Source organism: Paeniglutamicibacter gangotriensis Lz1y, assembly GCF_000348945.1.
GTDB lineage: Bacteria > Actinomycetota > Actinomycetes > Actinomycetales > Micrococcaceae > Paeniglutamicibacter > Paeniglutamicibacter gangotriensis.
In genome coordinates this window covers 1-16,848 of the sequence record NZ_AOCK01000007.1, presented here as the reverse complement: position 1 = coordinate 16,848, position 16,848 = coordinate 1, and the positions used below count along the sequence as shown (strand labels likewise).

Annotated in this window: 15 protein-coding genes and 3 tRNA genes; 2 read left to right on the top strand and 16 right to left on the bottom strand. The window is 64.1% G+C overall.

Annotated elements, in window-relative coordinates; genetic code table 11:
- Positions 1 to 274: 274 nt before the first annotated feature.
- The 8 genes from ADIAG_RS12095 to msrB all read right to left on the bottom strand — a co-directional run bounded on the left by ADIAG_RS12095 (position 275) and on the right by msrB (position 9,797).
- Complete coding sequence (locus ADIAG_RS12095; RefSeq protein ID WP_007271663.1) at positions 275 to 2,404, bottom strand: 3-hydroxyacyl-CoA dehydrogenase NAD-binding domain-containing protein; 2,130 nt, start codon at positions 2,402 to 2,404, stop codon at positions 275 to 277.
- A gap of 4 nt (positions 2,405 to 2,408) precedes the next feature.
- Positions 2,409 to 3,647, bottom strand: coding sequence for a thiolase family protein (locus ADIAG_RS12090; RefSeq protein ID WP_007271662.1), 1,239 nt, complete (start codon positions 3,645 to 3,647; stop codon positions 2,409 to 2,411).
- 148 nt (positions 3,648 to 3,795) lie between these two features.
- Complete coding sequence (locus ADIAG_RS12085; protein ID WP_007271661.1) at positions 3,796 to 5,112, bottom strand: HRDC domain-containing protein; 1,317 nt, start codon at positions 5,110 to 5,112, stop codon at positions 3,796 to 3,798.
- A 64-nt stretch (positions 5,113 to 5,176) separates the two neighbouring features.
- Positions 5,177 to 5,794, bottom strand: coding sequence for a DUF3000 domain-containing protein (locus ADIAG_RS12080; protein WP_149618355.1), 618 nt, complete (start codon positions 5,792 to 5,794; stop codon positions 5,177 to 5,179).
- Between the two features lie 94 nt (positions 5,795 to 5,888).
- Complete coding sequence (locus ADIAG_RS12075) at positions 5,889 to 6,950, bottom strand: threonine aldolase family protein (protein WP_007271659.1); 1,062 nt, start codon at positions 6,948 to 6,950, stop codon at positions 5,889 to 5,891.
- A gap of 37 nt (positions 6,951 to 6,987) precedes the next feature.
- Positions 6,988 to 7,716: an SDR family NAD(P)-dependent oxidoreductase gene (locus tag ADIAG_RS12070; protein WP_007271658.1), complete on the bottom strand. Its 729-nt coding sequence runs from the start codon at positions 7,714 to 7,716 to the stop codon at positions 6,988 to 6,990.
- Positions 7,717 to 7,759: 43 nt separating this feature from the next.
- Positions 7,760 to 9,133 carry a DUF6421 family protein gene (locus tag ADIAG_RS12065; RefSeq protein ID WP_007271657.1) on the bottom strand — a complete coding sequence of 458 codons (1,374 nt, stop codon included), beginning with the start codon at positions 9,131 to 9,133 and terminating at the stop codon, positions 7,760 to 7,762.
- Positions 9,134 to 9,356: 223 nt separating this feature from the next.
- Positions 9,357 to 9,797 (bottom strand): peptide-methionine (R)-S-oxide reductase MsrB, encoded by a 441-nt coding sequence (gene msrB, locus ADIAG_RS12060; protein ID WP_235045904.1) that lies wholly within the window; start codon positions 9,795 to 9,797, stop codon positions 9,357 to 9,359.
- Positions 9,798 to 9,921: 124 nt separating this feature from the next.
- Between msrB and ADIAG_RS12055 the strand changes: the two genes are divergently transcribed.
- Positions 9,922 to 11,175, top strand: coding sequence for an alpha/beta hydrolase (locus ADIAG_RS12055; RefSeq protein ID WP_043474809.1), 1,254 nt, complete (start codon positions 9,922 to 9,924; stop codon positions 11,173 to 11,175).
- Positions 11,176 to 11,211: 36 nt separating this feature from the next.
- On the opposite strand, the gene ybaK is transcribed toward ADIAG_RS12055, so the two are convergent.
- From ybaK to ADIAG_RS12040, 3 genes are all read right to left on the bottom strand, one after another.
- Positions 11,212 to 11,721, bottom strand: a complete 510-nt coding sequence (ybaK, locus tag ADIAG_RS12050; RefSeq protein WP_007271654.1) for a Cys-tRNA(Pro) deacylase — start codon at positions 11,719 to 11,721, stop codon at positions 11,212 to 11,214.
- 86 nt (positions 11,722 to 11,807) lie between these two features.
- Positions 11,808 to 12,248: a SufE family protein gene (locus ADIAG_RS12045; RefSeq protein ID WP_007271653.1), complete on the bottom strand. Its 441-nt coding sequence runs from the start codon at positions 12,246 to 12,248 to the stop codon at positions 11,808 to 11,810.
- A 13-nt stretch (positions 12,249 to 12,261) separates the two neighbouring features.
- On the bottom strand, positions 12,262 to 13,170 hold the full coding sequence (locus tag ADIAG_RS12040; protein ID WP_043474870.1) for a sulfurtransferase: 909 nt from the start codon (positions 13,168 to 13,170) through the stop codon (positions 12,262 to 12,264).
- 259 nt (positions 13,171 to 13,429) lie between these two features.
- Between ADIAG_RS12040 and zapE the strand changes: the two genes are divergently transcribed.
- On the top strand, positions 13,430 to 14,467 hold the full coding sequence (zapE, locus tag ADIAG_RS12035) for a cell division protein ZapE (RefSeq protein WP_007271651.1): 1,038 nt from the start codon (positions 13,430 to 13,432) through the stop codon (positions 14,465 to 14,467).
- A gap of 108 nt (positions 14,468 to 14,575) precedes the next feature.
- Here the strand turns inward: zapE and ADIAG_RS12030 are convergent, their stop codons facing one another.
- The 5 genes from ADIAG_RS12030 to ADIAG_RS12010 form a co-directional block, all read right to left on the bottom strand.
- A complete protein-coding gene (locus ADIAG_RS12030) occupies positions 14,576 to 15,772 on the bottom strand; it encodes a benzoate/H(+) symporter BenE family transporter (protein ID WP_007271650.1) in 1,197 nt (398 codons plus the stop codon).
- A 105-nt stretch (positions 15,773 to 15,877) separates the two neighbouring features.
- On the bottom strand, positions 15,878 to 16,102 hold the full coding sequence (locus ADIAG_RS12025; RefSeq protein WP_007271649.1) for an antitoxin: 225 nt from the start codon (positions 16,100 to 16,102) through the stop codon (positions 15,878 to 15,880).
- A gap of 299 nt (positions 16,103 to 16,401) precedes the next feature.
- Positions 16,402 to 16,477, bottom strand: a tRNA-Gly gene (locus ADIAG_RS12020).
- A gap of 33 nt (positions 16,478 to 16,510) precedes the next feature.
- Positions 16,511 to 16,582 (bottom strand) — tRNA-Val (locus tag ADIAG_RS12015).
- A gap of 157 nt (positions 16,583 to 16,739) precedes the next feature.
- A tRNA-Gly gene (locus ADIAG_RS12010) sits at positions 16,740 to 16,812 on the bottom strand.
- Positions 16,813 to 16,848: the final 36 nt, after the last annotated feature.

Sequence of the window (16,848 nt, the reverse complement as noted above, 5' to 3'; positions counted from 1 at the left end):
TCAGGAAGATCTCCGTCTGAACATCTTGAAACTCTATCGCCCGCAGGAGACCTCTACACGTGCAGAATACCTATCGGCTCCTGGCGAACAGACACGTGGGAGAATCGCCAGAAACGCATATGAGTTGGATGGTGAATAAAAATTCTCGTTGTGAGATTAGGCAGCCTAGCTCCGCCCAGCGGCCTTAGAAATCGGCCCGAGTCCTGACATGACGCAGGCGGTGTCGGAAAGGGGAAGCCCTTCCCGACACCGCCTGCGGTGCTGCTGTTGCGTCCTAGTTTTGGTGGAACTTCTTGCCGTTGACCCGTTCGGAGGCGCCGACGGCATCAAGGTAGGGGGTGATTCCGCCCAGGTGCATGGGCCAACCGGCACCCATGACCATGCACAGGTCGATGTCTTCGGGACCAGCGACCACGCCCTCTGCCAGCATCAACCCGATTTCCTGGGCCAGTGCGTCCTGAGTGCGAACCAGCAGTTCCTCAGCGGTGCTCGGAGTGTTGCCGAAGGAGAGCAGTTCCATGGTGGAGGCGGGGATCTCCTGCCCGCCGTCCTCGGTGGGAACCCAGAGGGAGGTGATGCCATTCTCGATGAGTCGTGCGTAGTTTTCCGAGACGTGGAAGCGTTCGCCGAATGCTGCATGCAGGGACTCGGAGACGTGGTGCGCCACCGGTATCCCGACCATCGCCAGCAACGTGAACGGGGTCATGGGCAGGCCCATGGACCGCAGTGCCCCGTCGGCGGTGGCCGCGTCGGTTCCATCGTCGAAGGCCTTGGCGATCTCGCCCATCAAGCGCAGCAGGATCCGGTTGACCACGAAGGCGGCCTCGTCCTTGACCAGCACGCTGGTCTTGCGTAGCGCCTTGCCCAGCACGAAGGCGGTGGCCAGCGCGGTCTCATCGGTTTCTTGCGCTCGCACAATCTCCAGCAGCGGCATCTGTGCGACCGGGTTGAAGAAGTGGAAGCCGACCAGACGCTCTGGATGCTTCAAGTCCTTACCCATCTCGGTGACCGAGAGGCTCGAGGTGTTGGTAGCCAAGATGCATTCGGGCGAAACGACGGCTTCGACCTCGGCAAAGACCTGCTTCTTGACGCCAAGTTCTTCGAAGACCGCCTCGATCACGAAGTCCGCATCGGCGAATGCTTCCTTGGATACCGAGCCGGTGACCAATGCCTTGGTGCGGTTTGCCGCACTGCTGGAAATCCTGCCCTTGGCCAGCTGCTTGTCGACCTCGCTGTGGATGTGGGCCAGGCCCTTTTCGACCCGCGCGGCGTCGATGTCGGTGATGACCACCGGAACCTTCAGGTTCTTGGCGAAGAGCAGTGCCAGCTGCCCGGCCATCAGCCCGGCGCCGACAACGCCGACCTTGGTGACGGGTCGGGCGAGCTTCTTATCCGGTGCCCCAGCGGGGCGCTTGGAACGCTTCTGTACCAGGTCTAGGAACGCATAAACGGTGTTGTGGAAGGCGTCGGTCTGCATCAGCCCGGTCAGTGCGGCAATTTCTAGGGCAGCCGATTCCTTCTGGGTGATCGTGGCTCCGGCCTCAAAGACTTCCAGCACCTTGGCCGGTGCCGGTGCGGCGTTGGAGGTTTTCGCCTCAATGAAGGCACGCGCCTTGGCTGCGGCGGCGGCCCAACGAGCGGTGACCTCGGGGTTGCCGAGAGGTTCGACGGCGTTGGGCCGTGAGACCTCGGCACCGCCTAGCACTGAATCGGTCCAGAGCAGGGATTGCTCCAGGAAGTCGGCAGGCTCAAAGATCGCGTCGGCGATTCCGAGCTTGAATGCCGCGGGCCCGTTCAGCGAGCGGTTGTTGTTCAAGGGGTTCTCGATCATCACCGTCATCGCGGCCTCGGGCCCGGTCAGGCGCGGCAGCCGGTAAACCCCGCCCCAACCGGGGACCAGTCCAATGAAGGCCTCGGGCAGGCCGATACCGTTGGCTCCGGTGGACACGGTGCGGTAGGTGCAGGCCAGAGCGATTTCCAGCCCGCCGCCCAGCGCCACGCCGTTGATGAAGGCAAACGTGGGTACCCCCAGGTCCGCCAGCAGGTCGTAGGCGGCGTGACCCAAGGAGGCCATGGCCGAACCGTTTTCCTGCGAGGCGAGGTTCTTCACGCCGTTCAGGTCCGCACCGGCCACCAGGTAGTGCGGTTTGCCGATCAGAGCCAGTGCCGCGATCTCGCCGGCGGCGGCGCGTTCCTTCTGCGCGGTGAGTGTGGCGTGCAGTTCCAACAGGGTGTTGGGGCCCAGGGTGGTGGGCTTGGAGTGGTCGTAACCGTTATCTAGGGTCAACAGGGCGATGGTGGCGCCGCCGGGCAGCACCACGTCCTTGACCAAGGAATGGGTGATGATCTCGTCGGGGACCAGCGAGGCGAGGGAAGCGAAATTTTCAACGATGCTCTGACTCATGGCCCTAGGCATCCTTTCCGTAGTCGGCGTGGTGCGGGTTTTCCCAGATGACTGTGCCACCCATGCCCAAACCAATGCACATGGTGGTCAGTCCGTAACGGACCGAGGGGTCCTGTTCGAATTGGCGGGCCAGCTGGTTCATCAGACGTACGCCCGAGGAAGCCAGTGGGTGGCCCACCGCGATGGCCCCGCCGTAGCGGTTCACGCGCGGGTCCTCATCGGTGATGCCGTAGTAATCCAGGAAGGAGAGCACTTGGACGGCGAAGGCCTCGTTGATCTCGAACAGGCCGATGTCTTCGATGGATAGCCCGGCCTGGGCCAGGGCCTTCTCGGTGGCGGGGACCGGGCCGTAACCCATGATCGAGGGATCGACCCCGGCAAAAGCGTAGGAGACCAAGCGCATCTTCACGCTCAGACCCAACTCTTCGGCTGCCTGCGCGCTGGCCAGCACCGCGGCGGTGGCCCCGTCGTTCAGGCCCGCGGCGTTACCGGCGGTGACCCTGCCGTGAGCGCGGAAGGGGGTGCGCAGATCGGCCAGCGACTCCAGCGTGGTGCCCGGGCGCGGCGGCTCATCGGAGGTGTGCAGCGCGTAGCCCTCGGAGGGGCGGCGGGCCGCGACAGGGACCAGATCCGGTTGGATGTTCCCGTCCGTGTAGGCGGCGGCGAGCTTCGTCTGGGAGGCCACCGCGTAAGCGTCGGCGCGTTCCTTGGTGATGGCCGGGAACTTGTCATGCAGATTCTCGGCGGTGTTTCCCATGTTCAGTGCCGCGGGATCCACAATGCGTTCGGAGAGGAAGCGGGGGTTCGGGTCCGCGCCGGCACCCATGGGGTGGTTGCCCATGTGCTCGACACCGCCGGCGATGACCACGTCGTAGGCGCCAAAGGCGATGGAACCGGCAGTGGTGGTCACCGCGGTCATGGCCCCGGCGCACATCCGGTCGATGGCGAAGCCCGGGACCGACTGGGGCAGTCCTGCCAGCAAGGCGGCGGTGCGCCCGATGGTCAGGCCCTGGTCGCCGGTCTGCGTGGTGGCAGCGATGGCTACCTCGTCGATGCGTTCGGGTGGCAGGGCCGGGTTGCGGCGAACAAGTTCGCGGATACATTTAACGACCAGGTCATCGGCACGGGTGCCGTGGTAGATGCCCTTCTCGCCGGCCTTGCCGAAGGGGGTGCGGACGCCGTCGACGAAGACGACGTCGCGGACGCTTCGTGCGTTGGAAGTGTTCACTGGCTGAGGGCTCACCGGTACTCCTTGGATGGATATGGGGATGTGATCCACCCCATATGCTACTGATGAGTAACTTAGAGTGCAAGCCCCGACACACCGGAACCACAAAAAGGGGCGCGGGCAGGGTGCACGCATGTGCACCCTGCCCGCGCCCCAAGATGGATCAGCGCTTGGTCAGCTCGTCCGGATCCAGCAGGGCCACGGTGAGTACCGGCCCCACCAGCTCGATCTGCCAGGCGCGGGCGCCCAATTCCGCCAGGGCCGCAGCGACGGTGTCCGGGTCAATCTCCTGCGGCGGGTTCCAGCAGAGCCGGCGCAGGGTGTCCGGGGTCAGCAGGTTCTCCGTGGGGATGTTCAGCGACTCAGCGGTGCGGGCCACCCGGGCGCGGGCCGTGGCCAGACGTGCTGCAGCCACCGGGTCCCGATCCGCCCAGACCTTGGGCGGTGGCGGGGAATTCGAGGGCACCTGGTTGGGAGGCAGATCGGTGGTCGATGCCGCCTCCTGCAGGGCGCGCAGCCACTTCGGGGCGTCCTTGGACGCCGAGCGGCCGTGGAATCCGGGGGTTTTGAGCAGCGTCGGAACGCTCTTGGGCATGGCCTTGGCCGCGGCCACCAATGCCGAATCGGGGATCAAACGCCCCGGAGCGGTGTCGCGTGTCTGAGCCAGCGATTCGCGGGTTTCCCACAGGGCGCGCACCGCGGCCAGGGTGCGACGATCGCGGATCTGGTGCAGGCCCGAGGTGCGGCGCCAGGGGTCAACGCGCGGCGGTGCCGCCGGAGCGGTGCGCACTGCCTCAAACTCCTGCTCGGCGAAATCGAGTTTCCCGTCGGCCTCAAGGAGCTTGATTAGTTCAATTCGCAGCTCGGCCAGGACCTCGACGTCCAGGGCCGCATAGCGCAGCCACGGCTCGGGCAGCGGGCGGGTGGACCAGTCTGCGGCCGAGTGCTCCTTGGCCAGGCGCAGGCCCAGCAGGGCCTCGACAGCATGCCCCAGGCCCACGCGCGGCAGCCCGGCGATGCGGGCGGCAAGCTCGGTGTCGAAGAGGCGTGCCGGGTCCATGCCCAGTTCACGCAGGCACGGCAGGTCTTGGGAGGCCGCGTGCAAGATCCAGATTTCATCCCCGATGGCTTCCTGGAGCGGGTCCAGGTTCTCGAAGGGGACCGGGTCGATCAACCAGCTGCCGGATCCTTCGCGGCGCAGTTGGACCAGGAAGGCGCGTTGACCGTAACGGAAGCCCGAGGCCCTTTCGGCATCCACTGCCACCGGGCCGGTGCCCGCGGCGATGGCGCGTGCGGCCCGTTGCAGGCCCGCGGGGGTGGTGATGACCTCCGGGACGCCGTCGCGCGGGGTATCCAGCAGGACCGGTTCCGGGCGCTCTTCGGGCGTCGGCTCGAGCCCTTCGGAGGACTGCTGGGCCGCGGTTTCGGAGCTCTCGGCGCGGTCTTGGACGGGTTTGGTGGCGTGGGGGGTACTGGTCATGGTGTAAACGATTCTAGTACCGATTCCCCGGCACCCGGGTTTTTGGCGGCGTTGCGACAGGTTTTTAGGAGAGCCGGCGGTGCGGCAGCGCGGTGACTCCGCTGGGCAGCGGGGGCAGTCCTGCGAAGGTGCAGACCATGTCGGCCCAAGCCTCCAAGTGCGTGGCGACGTCCTGGTTCCCGGGGGTCCAAGAAGCACGCAATTCGATGTCGATGGTCTCGGGCCGGTCGGCCAGAATCCCGTAGCTTTCCGACAGGACCCGCGTGGTGGTCCCGCCGGCCTGACGGTAGTCGGCTCCGGATTCGTTCAGGGCGTCGAGCAACCAGGTCCAGGCTACTGAGCCGAGCATGGTGTCGTTGCCCATCTCCGAATCCATCCGGGCCCGGATGTATGTCACGATCCTGAAGGTGCCGTCCCAGAGTGGGGTGCCGGCCGGGTCGTGCAGCAGTACGAAGCGTCCGGTGGCCAGTTCCTCGGCGGGTTCCGGGGTGGTTCCATGCTCGGATTGGCGTGTGATGGGCTCGTGGACGTCCGCCGAGAGCGCCAGGGCATAAGGGGCCAAGCGTGCCGGCGCGGGGATCTCCTGAAGGTGGATTTCGCGGCGGCAACTGGCACGGCGAACCGCCGCCAGGGCTTCGAGGAAGGCCGGCGGCACTGCGGGGACTGGACCTTGTGAACTCACATGGCGAGTCTAAAGTGCGCCCGTGGCTTGGCGGCTTCGGCACGCCGGGGGCCCGCCGGACGGTTGTCCAACAGACCCTGCGGCGCTCGGCGGATCAGGCGCGGATCTTGGCCAGTTCCTGCTTGAGGGCCGCGAGGAACGCATCGATGTCGGCCTCGGTGGTATCGAAGGAACACATCCAGCGGACCTGGCCGGCGGCGCGGTCCCAGTCGTAGAAGGGGAAGCGCTCACGCAGGGCATCGGCGGCGGCATTGGGCAGGGCGGCGAACACGCCGTTGGACTGCGTCGGGTAGACCAATTCCACCCCGTCGGTACCTTGGACTCCGGCCGAGAGACGGGCGGCCATCGCATTGGAGTGGCTGGCCGAGGTGCGCCACAAATCGGTGCCGTACAGGGCCAGCAGCTGGGCGGAGATGAAACGCATCTTGGAGGCCAGCTGCATATTGAGCTTGCGCAGGTACTTCATGGAATCCACGGGGCCTTCGGACAGGGTCACGATGCCCTCGCCGAACATGATGCCGTTCTTGGTGCCGCCCAGGGACAGGATATCGATGCCCGTTCCCGTGGTCATCTCGCCCAGACCGACGCCCAGGGCCACGGCGGCGTTGGCGAGCCTGGCCCCATCCATGTGCACGCGCATGCCCAAGTTGTGGGCGTGCTCGGTGATGGCGCGGAGCTCGTCCAGGGTGTACAGGGTGCCCAGCTCGGTGGATTGAGTTATCGAGACGGCCAGCGGCTGCGCGCGGTGCTCGTCGCCCCAGCCCCAGGCTTCCTGATCGATGAGCTCGGGGGTGAGCTTGCCGTCGGTGGTGGGCACCGACAGCAGCTTCATGCCGCCGACGCGCTCGGGTGCGCCGTTCTCGTCGACGTTAATGTGGGCGCTGGCGGCGCAGACGACGGCTCCCCAGCGTGGCAGCAGCGACTGCAGGGCCGTGACGTTGGCCGCGGTGCCGTTGAAGACCGGGAAAACAGTGGAGTGCTCACCGAAATGCGAGGTGATGACGCGGCCGAGCTCGGCGGTGTACTGGTCCCCTCCGTAGGCGACCTGGTGCCCGCCGTTGGCCTCGGCCAAGGCAGTAAGGACCTCGGGGTGCACCCCGGAGTAGTTATCCGAGGCGAAGCCGCGCATGGAGGAATCGTGGAGGGCAGTAGTCATGGGGTGGGGGTCCTAACGACGGAGGGACTGAGGAGAGCTAAAGGGTGGGCAGATGGATCCGGGCGCCGTTGAGGTCGGCGGCATCGGAGGTAAACAGCTGAACCGCGGCCTGGCCCAAGGCCGTAACATCGGTGAACCCGGCGGTCTTGGCCTCGGGTTTTGCCGCGCGGGCCTCGGCGTTGGTGAAGGCCTTGATGACCCAGATCAGTGCCGCGGCCCGCTGTGGTACCGGATCGGTTTTGTGTCCGGATTGGGCGGTGCGCAGCTCGGCGGCCACCGAACGCATCCACGCCTCGGCTCCGGCCTTGGCGGTGGTGTAGTTGGCGTTGGATCCGGAGGGCGCATCGACCGCGGTGGCCGAGACGATTCCGACGCGCCCGCACTTCGAGGCCACGAGGTCGTCACGGAACACCCTGGTGGTATTGCGCAGCGTGGTGATGACCTGGGTGTGCAGGAACGCGTAGTCGTCGTCGGACTGGCCGGCCAGAGCCTTACCGCCGCGCCAGCCGCCGACCAGATGCAGGAGCCCGTCGATGGGTCCGCGTTCGACGTCGATCAGCGCGCGCAATTCGGTCACCGCGGCATGGTCCGCCAAGTCGACCTCGTAGCGTCCGTGGACGAAGGGCAGAGCCTCGTTCAGGCGCCCGGCGTTGGAGCCGGCGGCCAAAACCGTGGCCCCGGCCTGGCACAGGGCGTGCGCCGCCGCGACACCGGCGGCGGATGTCGCCCCGGCTATCAGTACCGTCAGATCCGTAAGGTCAGCCATGTCTTGGATTCTATCCCTTCGAGGTGTTGCTGCAGGTGGCGACCTAGATGTCGGCGGTGCCGGTGATGCCCAGCGTCGATTCGATCACGGGGCTCAGTTTCTTGGACAGCGCTTCGTAGAACATCGAGAGTGGAAACTCGTCGTCCATGACCGCATTGGTCATTTCGCGCAGCGGAGCTTGCAGCGGCAGAGCATCGGGGCCCTTGGACCACACCGAGGCCGGGTGCGGGGTCAGGGTTTCGGAGACCAATTCGTAGGCGGCGAGCCAGTGGGCGAGCTTCGGGCGGTCGATGGAACGCCAGTACAGCTCGTCGATCTTTTCGCCCAGGGCGCTGACGACCTCGGGGACCTGATCCCAGTCGATGGTCAGCTTGGTGTCGGTCCAGTGCAGTACGTGGTGCTGGTGCATCCAGGCGAAGAGCAGCTGGCCGCCGAGCCCGTCGTAGTTTCGGGTGCGGGATCCGGTGATCGCGAAGCGGAAGATCCTATCGAAGATCACCGCGTACTGGACCAGCTTGGCGTGTTTCCGGGTGGAATCATCGCTGCTGGTGTCTCGGGCGATCTTCACGCATTCGCGGAACGCCGTCAGGTCGCAGCGCAGTTCCTCGAGCGAGTACAGGAAGTAGGGCATGCGTTGCTTGATCATGAACGGGTCGAAGGGCAGATCCCCGCGCATGTGGGTGCGGTCGTGGATCAGGTCCCACATCACGAAGGTCGCTTCGGTCAGGGACTGATCCCCGAGCATCTCCGCGGCGTCGGCCGGAAGTTCGAGGTTGGTGATTTGTGCGGCGGACTTGAGCACGCGGCGGAAGCGTGCTGCCTCGCGGTCCTGGAAAATCGCCCCCCAAGTGAAGGACGGGGTCTCGCGGATGGCCACGGACTCGGGGAAGAGCACCGCGGAGTTGGTGTCGTAACCCGGGGTGAAGTCCAAGAAGCGCAGCGGCACGAAGAGCTTATTGGAGTAATCCCCGGCTTCGAGGGCGGCAATGAACTCGGGCCAGATGACCTCGACCAGCACGGCCTCGAGCAGTCGGTTGGTGGAGCCGTTCTGTGTGTACATCGGGAAGATCACCAGGTGGCGCAGGCCATCCTGTCGGGCCAGCTGCGGCGCGAAGGCCTGCAGGGCGTCGAGGAAGTCAGGGATCCCGAACCCTGACGCTTCCCACGCGGCCAGATCTGCGAGTACGGCTTGGAGGTACTGGGCATCGTGGGGGAACTGCGGGGCCAGTTCCTGCAGGGATGCGGTGACGGTGGCTAGCAGGGCAGCAGCGCGCGGGTGGTCCGCTGGATCGGTCACCGACCCGTCTTGGGCCTGAAGCCCCTGGAATTCGGTGGCTGCGGACTTCAGTCCCAGCCATGACTGGGATGAGACGAGCTCGTGGTTGGACAATGACTTGGGAAGTGTTTCCTGTGACATGTCGATACCCCTTTCGATACGGCCGAACGCGCCGTGGATGCTGTGATTCTTTCCTTGATTCCAGCGTATCGAGAGGTTGTTGTTGCTGATTGAAAATTGGGGCAAGCATAAGCAGTGCTATTGCATATGGTGCCCACGCGGATCACAAGGAGCACGCAGCAGGAGTGCTCGGTTCCCGGGACCGTGTACTAGCGCCCCGGGAAGATTCCGACAAAAGCCCCTGTTAGGTGGTCTTTAAGCGCAATGACACCGAGTTCATGCAAAAACGCTGATCGGTCGGGGTATCGAAACCTTCGCCCTCGAAGACGTGGCCCATGTGCGAATCGCAGGCGGCGCAGAGTACTTCGATGCGCGCCATGCCCATGGACTCGTCCCGGATGTAGCGCACACGGTCCTCGGCCAAGGGCGCGAAGAACGAGGGCCAACCGCAGCCAGCGTCGAACTTGGCATGGGAGGTGAACAATTCCTGGCCACAGGCCCGGCACTCGTAGACACCCTCGGTGGTCGAATCCCAATACTCGCCGGTGTAAGGGCGCTCGGTGCCGGCTCGACGCAGCACCTGATATTCCTCAGGGGTCAATTCGGTGCGCCATTGCTCGTCCGGTTTCACAATGCTTGGAACGGCGGTGGTGTCGCTTTTTTCTGGGATCTGGTTTTCACTCACACCACGGGTAACACCACGGGAGCCCTGCTCATTCCCGGCCCACGGAACCGAGCCAGGACGCCCCGAGATTTTCATCAGCCCGAAAACCCGGGCTCCGGTGCGGTTCTTTGCAATGATGGTACCCATGAAGGCATATACAACCCCGACGCCCCGGCCTACACCCTCCGCTGGCAAGGGCCTGAGCTGGGTCTTGCTGGGCGTTGGCATCGGAGCCGCGGCAGGATCGCTCTTTGCCGGAAGCGTCTCGGGACTCGCCGGCTACTTCGCACGCCGCGTGGTGACCCCGGATGCCGTCCCGGACCAAAGCCTGGAGATCCTGGCCCTGGTGCCAACGGCCGAAGGGCGGGACGTGATCCTGCCGGCCAACAAGGACTCCACCGCCCCGGGCAGCTACTCGTTGCTCTTCTCCGCCGACACCGGGCATGCCCGGCTGGGCGAGCCGAAGGGCTACCGCCCCGGGGACGGTACCGTCACCCGCGCGGTGGAGAAGGTTTACTTCGGGGACCTGAGCACAGCGGTGCGCGGTCGTCTGTCCGGGATCGTCTACGACTCGCCTGAGGACTTGGGCCTTGCCTACAACGAGGTTGAGATCCCGATCCTCGGGGGCATGGCCCCGGCCTGGCATGTCCCGGGGGCAGCCAACGCAGAGATCTGGGCCATCTGTGTCCACGGCCGCGGTGCGACACGCAAGGAAGGGTTGCGTGCCCTTCCGACGTTCCAGCGATTGGGGATCAGTGCGCTGCTGGTGTCCTACCGCAACGACGGGGTGGCCCCGGCCGCAGTGGATGGACGTTACGGACTTGGTGCCACCGAATGGCCCGACATCGAAGCTGCCATCGAATACGCCCTGGGCCACGGAGCCCGAGAGGTGCTGCTCTTCGGCTGGTCCATGGGCGGGGCGATCGTGCTGCAGGTGGCCGATAAATCGTCTTATGCCCGCAAGATCGGTGCGCTGGTGCTCGACGGGCCGGTGATCAACTGGATCGATGTGCTCTCCCACCAGGCCAAGCGCAACCGCATCCCCGAGGCAGTGGGCCACTTCGGCCAATGGCTGCTGGGCAACAAGGCCGGTCGCTGGATGACCGGGCTCGCCGCCCCACTGGATTTGAAGATTCTGAACTGGGTCGAACGGCACGACCAGCTGCGTTTCCCCACCCTGATCCTGCACAGCGAGGACGATGACTTCGTGCCGATCGGTCCTTCCGAACAACTGGCGGCACTTAACCCGCAAATGGTGTCCCTGGCGCGCTTTATCCGCGCCGGACACACCCGGGAATGGAACGTGGACCCGCAGCGCTGGGAGGCCGAAACCGAAGCATTCGTCAACACGGTACTCAACGCGCCTCGTCCAGGGGACGGCGCTGTCGACCGCAGCTAAACCGAGACGCCGGCGGCCACGGCCCACAACAGGAAGCTACGGCCCGGCGATGTGCTCCACGTGCGCCTCGGTCAACCGTTGCAGGTCCGCCGGGTCCAAGGCCAGCTCAAGGCCGCGGTGCCCGCCGGAGACATAGATGGTCCCGGCATCCAGGGCACTGGCATCAAGCACCGTGCGCGAGCGGTGGCGTTGGGCCAGCGGGGAGATCCCGCCTCGCACATACCCGGTACGCCGCTCGGCAGCGGCCGGATCAGCCATCTCCACCTTCTTGAGACCCAGCGCCGCGGCCATCGCTTTCAGGTCAAGAGATCGATGCACCGGGACGATTCCCACGGCCAGCGCCCCTGCCCCGGGCTCCCCGGTGGCAACCAGCAGGGTCTTGAACACCACCGCGGGCTCAACCCCGAGCGCTTCGGCGGCTTCCAACCCGTAACTGGGAGCCGCCGGATCATGGGTGTAGGAATGCACCGTGTAGGGGACTGCTTCACGGTCCAACAACGTCGTGGCCGGGGTGCCGGTCGAGTGCGTGTGCTTTTTCTTCGCCATGGCGGACCTTCCGAGGGCTTCGTGCTTAAAGATGTGTGGGTGCCGACAGTCGCCAGCACCCACACATTTGAAATACTTTCCGAAGCTTAGGCTTCGGCCGCGGCAACCTGCTCGCTGACTTGCCGTTTGATACGGCCGAGCATGGCAGTCATGCCGCGCAAACGCAACGGAGTCAGCGCCCGGGTCAAACCCAACTTGTTGGGCATGTCATCGGGGACCGCAAGAACGTCCGCGGCGGGCAACCCGTCGAGCCCTTGTGCCAGCACCGAGGCGAACCCGCGGGTGGTGGGAGCCTGCGGGGGAGCGGAGAAGAACAGCGAGACCTTGTGCTCCCCGGCCGGTTCCACCTCGATGGTCAGGAACAGCGGGGTCTGGCACTCCACAACCTGCTCCAGCAGGTCGGGATGCTCGGCAAAGCGGGCGGGCAGCTCGGGGAGTTCTTCGGAGAAATCCAGCAGCATCTCCAGACGCTGCTCCTCGGTGATCGCCTGGAAGTCCTCAACAATCTCGGCTAGGGCCGGAGGCATAGCACTCATGCGCTTACGCCCCGAATCCTGCGGGAATGGCGCCCGGTTCGATTCCCTTCACGATGGGAACACGCACGGCGTTGCCCCACTCGGTCCAGGAACCGTCGTAATTACGCACATTCTCGAAGCCGAGCAGGAACTGCAGGGCAAACCAGGTGTGGCTGGAGCGCTCGCCGATGCGGCAGTAAGTGATGATGTCATCGCCCGCAGACAGGCCGGCCTCATCCAGGTAAATCGCTTCGAGCTCGGCGCGAGACTTGAACGTCCCGTCCTCGGCTGCGGCACGGGCCCAAGGAACCGATGCTGCCGAAGGAATGTGCCCACCACGCAGCGTGCCTTCCTCAGGGTAGGCCGGCATGTGGGTGCGCTCGCCGGTGAACTCCTCGGTGGAGCGCACATCGATCATCGGCTTGCCGAAGTGCTCAAGCACCTGCGGAAGGAAAGCGCGGATGACGGAATCATCGCGCTCGATGACCGGGTAGCTGGAAGCGGTGATGGACGGCTTCTCACGAGTGGTCACGCGGTCCTCGGCCAGCCACTTGTCGCGACCGCCGTCAAGCAGCCGGACGTCCTCGTGGCCGAAGAGGGTGAAGACCCACAGCGCGTAAGAGGCCCACCAGTTGGACTTGTCCCCGTAGATCACCACGGTGGAATCCCTGCTGATGCCCTTGGCTGCCATCAAGGCCGCGAAACCTTCGCCGTCGACGTAGTCACGGGTGTCTTCGTCGTTGAGCTCGGTGTGCCAATCGACCTTGACCGCGCCGGGGATGTGTCCGGTGTCGTAGAGCAGGATGTCTTCGTTGGACTCGACAATCACCAAGCCCTCGGCGGACAGGTTGGCCGCCAGCCATTCGGTGGATACCAACCGTTCTGGGTGGGCATACTCGGCGAATGCCGGATTGGCGTCGATAGACAGGCTCATGTTTGATTGACCTCGCAACAAGAAAATGGGGGATGGTGCAACATCCAGCCTAGCCACCCTCGGCGCTCCGTGGGACGTGGCGAAGTCATCCAGCGCCATATTTCGCTCCGAGCGTCCGGGATTGCGATATAAGCCGCCGCTTCCACCAGCGCCATTTAGGGGATGTTCCGGGTGTGCGCATAAAATGGCCGAGGCGTGCCTTTTGTGCCTCGCCCGCCCGTCACCGCCTTTTCGAAGACTTTAAGGACCGTTCAGCCGTATGGCCACGATTACTCATCTTTCCCAACGGACCCCAACGGTCTCCGTTGACGATCTGCTTGCAGGCTTCCACCCGTCCTACCGGTTTGGGGAGGTCTCTTTCGAGACCTACCGGCCGGACCCGGCCTGGCCCACCCAAGCCGAGGCCGTGACCAAGCTTCGGAATTTCGCCTCGACCATTGGCAAGTCCAAGGGAGGCTTCCTCTCCAACCTCTTCGGCAAGAAGAAGGCCGAGAAGTCGGGCATGTACCTCGATGGCGGATTCGGCGTGGGCAAGACCCACCTGTTGGCCTCGCTATGGCACCTGGCTCCGGGCCGCAAGGCCTTTGGCACGTTCGTCGAATACACCAACCTGGTCGGCGCGCTGTCTTTCCGCCAGACCGTCGAGGTCTTGAGCACCTACTCGCTGGTCTGCATCGACGAGTTCGAACTCGACGACCCGGGGGACACCGTGCTGATGTCCCGGTTGATGCGTGAGCTTTCCGATGCCGGTGTGAAAATCGCTGCGACCTCAAATACGCTTCCCGGTGCACTGGGAGAGGGGCGCTTTGCCGCCGTTGACTTCCAACGCGAGATCAAAGTGCTTTCCGAACAATTCGATGTGCACCGCGTTGATGGCGTGGACTTCCGCCACCGCGGCCTGCCCGACGCGCCCACCCCGCTGGAGGACGATGCCATCGAGGAATACGCCATGGCACGCTATGGCGAGAAGACCTACGCTGTCGACGAGTTCGCTGAACTGGTGGCACATATCTCCAAGGTTCACCCCAGCCGCTACCGGGCCTTGCTGGCCGAGACCGACGTGCTGGTGCTGCACAATGTCGAAACCATCACCGAGCAGGCCGTCGCGCTGCGCTTCGTGGTGCTCGCCGACCGCCTGTATGACAAGGACGTGCCGATCGTTGCCTCAGGCAAACCGTTCTCTGAGCTGTTCACCCCGGAAATGATGGCTGGCGGCTACCAAAAGAAGTACTTCCGAGCAGTCTCCCGCCTCACCGCGCTGGCCCGCGAAGCCCAGACCGGCGAACCCGGGCAGTAACACCAACTGCTCAAAGGCCGTGGCACTGCACCTTTCCCTCCGCGCATCACAAGATCCGCCGGAAGAGAATAGAACCACGGCCTTTTTTGCGCCCGGAATCCGGGACGGTTAGTGGCGTTTGCGTTCGATGACAAATCGCACAGCGAGCCCTGCGAGCAAAGCCCAGAAGGCACCGCCGATTCCGGCAAAGCTCAGTCCCGAACCGGCAATCAGGAACGCAACCAGCGAACTCATCCGGCTGGTGGGGTCCGAGAGCGCCGAGGAAGCAGCTGCTCCCAGGGTCCCCAGCAGAGCCAAGCCGGCGGCGGCCTCCAGAAGACCCGTGGGGCTAGCGCTGGCCAGGGCGGTAATAGCTGTCGAGGCCAGACCCAACAGGATGTAGAAAATGCCGGAGGAGACTGCAGCGATCCAACGTCGAGAGCGGTCCTCCCCCGCTTCATGGCCGGCTGCCAGTGCGGCTGATATTGCCGCAAGGTTGATGGCGTGGCCACCAAAGAGCGCGGCTACCGAACTTCCGATGCCGGTCGAAATCATCGATGCCCGCCAAGGGGTTTTGTAGCCGAAACTGGCCAGCACCGCGACGCCTGGGACGTTTTGCGACGCCATGGTCACCACGAAGAGTGGCAGCGTGATCGCCATGAAGGCCTCGAGGCTGAAAACAGGGGCGGTGACGTGCAGGGTGGGCAGCAGCTCACCCACCAAGAATGTGGTTCCGGCTTGCCCCATTGCGAAACCGGCAATGCCCAGGGCTGCGGCCATGGCGGCGGGAACGGCCCATCGCGGGCTGAGCCGCAAGAAGATCAACCAGACCACGATGACCGGTGCGACATACACCGGGATAGTGGAAAGGGCCACGAAGGGCGCCAGGCAGAGTTGCAGCAGGACCCCTGCGAGCATTGCCTGGGCCAACGACACGGGGATGGCCGCTAGCAACCTGCCAAGCCAGGGAATGGCCCCGGTGGCGGCAATCAGCACGCCGGTCATGATGAAGGCCCCGACTGCTTCGGACCAACCGAAGTTTACGGCGGCAGCCCCGGCCAGCAGTGCCGCCCCAGGCGTCGACCATGCGATGGTGATGGGCCGCTTGGTGAACCAAGCCAGCCCGACGGCACAAATGGCCATGGCGATGGTCAGTGCGAAAAGACCCGAGGCTGCCTGCGCATCGGAAGCACCGACGGCCTTCAGCCCGGTGAGCACCACGGCAAAGGAAGAGGTGTATCCGACCAGCGAGGTGACCAGACCGGCAACTATCGGTTGGGTCCGGGAACCTTTTATTGGCGGGCGGGGGAGTGCTGTTGATGTCACGGCAGTTCTTTCCTTGCAAACAACAGGTGCCGGTCCCGCCTCACGGCGGTACCGGCACCCGCTTGTCGTGCCTAGGGCAAATGTCCTAGTGGACCAGGCTGGAACCTAAGCGGTAGGTGTGCCGTTTCCTTCGCCCTTGTTCAGGAAGCCTTTAGCGCCATCCTGAACCTTGTCGACGTGCTCGGCGAACTTGCCGCCGGTCTTTTCGTCAATGAAGTCGCCAGCGTTGTCGATGGCCCCACCGACCTTGTCCGAGTGCTCGTGGAGCAACTCGCCCGCCTTTTCCTTCAGTCCTTCGGCCTTGCCCTTCAGCTCGTCAAAAATAGACAAAAGGCACCTCCTCTCAATCGTGGGAGCCTGGAAAGCTCCCGTCTGCGTTTCATCTTATGCCGCATAGATGAGGTTTCAAGGTGAATTGTATGAATTTGTGAAGATTTCCGTGATGACTTGGTCTTGAACAGCTAAAAACGAACGCCGTGTGTAATTCGTGGAGCTCCCTAAAGCTCCCAAATTGCACCGTCAGCTGCGCAGCACTACCGGTCGCAAGTCCGCCTATAAACGGCCTGTGTATGGCCCATGGTTAAACGCGAAGGCCGTTTGGTTTAGGTAAACCAAACGGCCTTCGGAAGTGGAGTGGACAACGAGGTTCGAACTCGCGACCTCGACCTTGGCAAGGTCGCGCTCTACCAGCTGAGCTATGTCCACGTAGGCAATCAATACTATCAGTATGAATCGTCGTGGGCGATACTGGGATCGAACCAGTGACCTCTTCCGTGTCAGGGAAGCGCGCTACCGCTGCGCCAATCGCCCATTATGGGGTACTGCACCTGAACTATAGCCCGGATCAACACGCCGTAAAACCGTTGGCCATCAATTCGAATGTTAGTTCAAGAGTTGCGGTGTCCTGCAAAAGCAGGACTCAAGGAAAAGGACCTCTTTTCCATGGAATTGAGGTCCATTTCTTCAGAGTGGACAACGAGGTTCGAACTCGCGACCTCGACCTTGGCAAGGTCGCGCTCTACCAGCTGAGCTATGTCCACGTGAAAAACCTTGCACCTAGATGCGGGTTCTTCGTG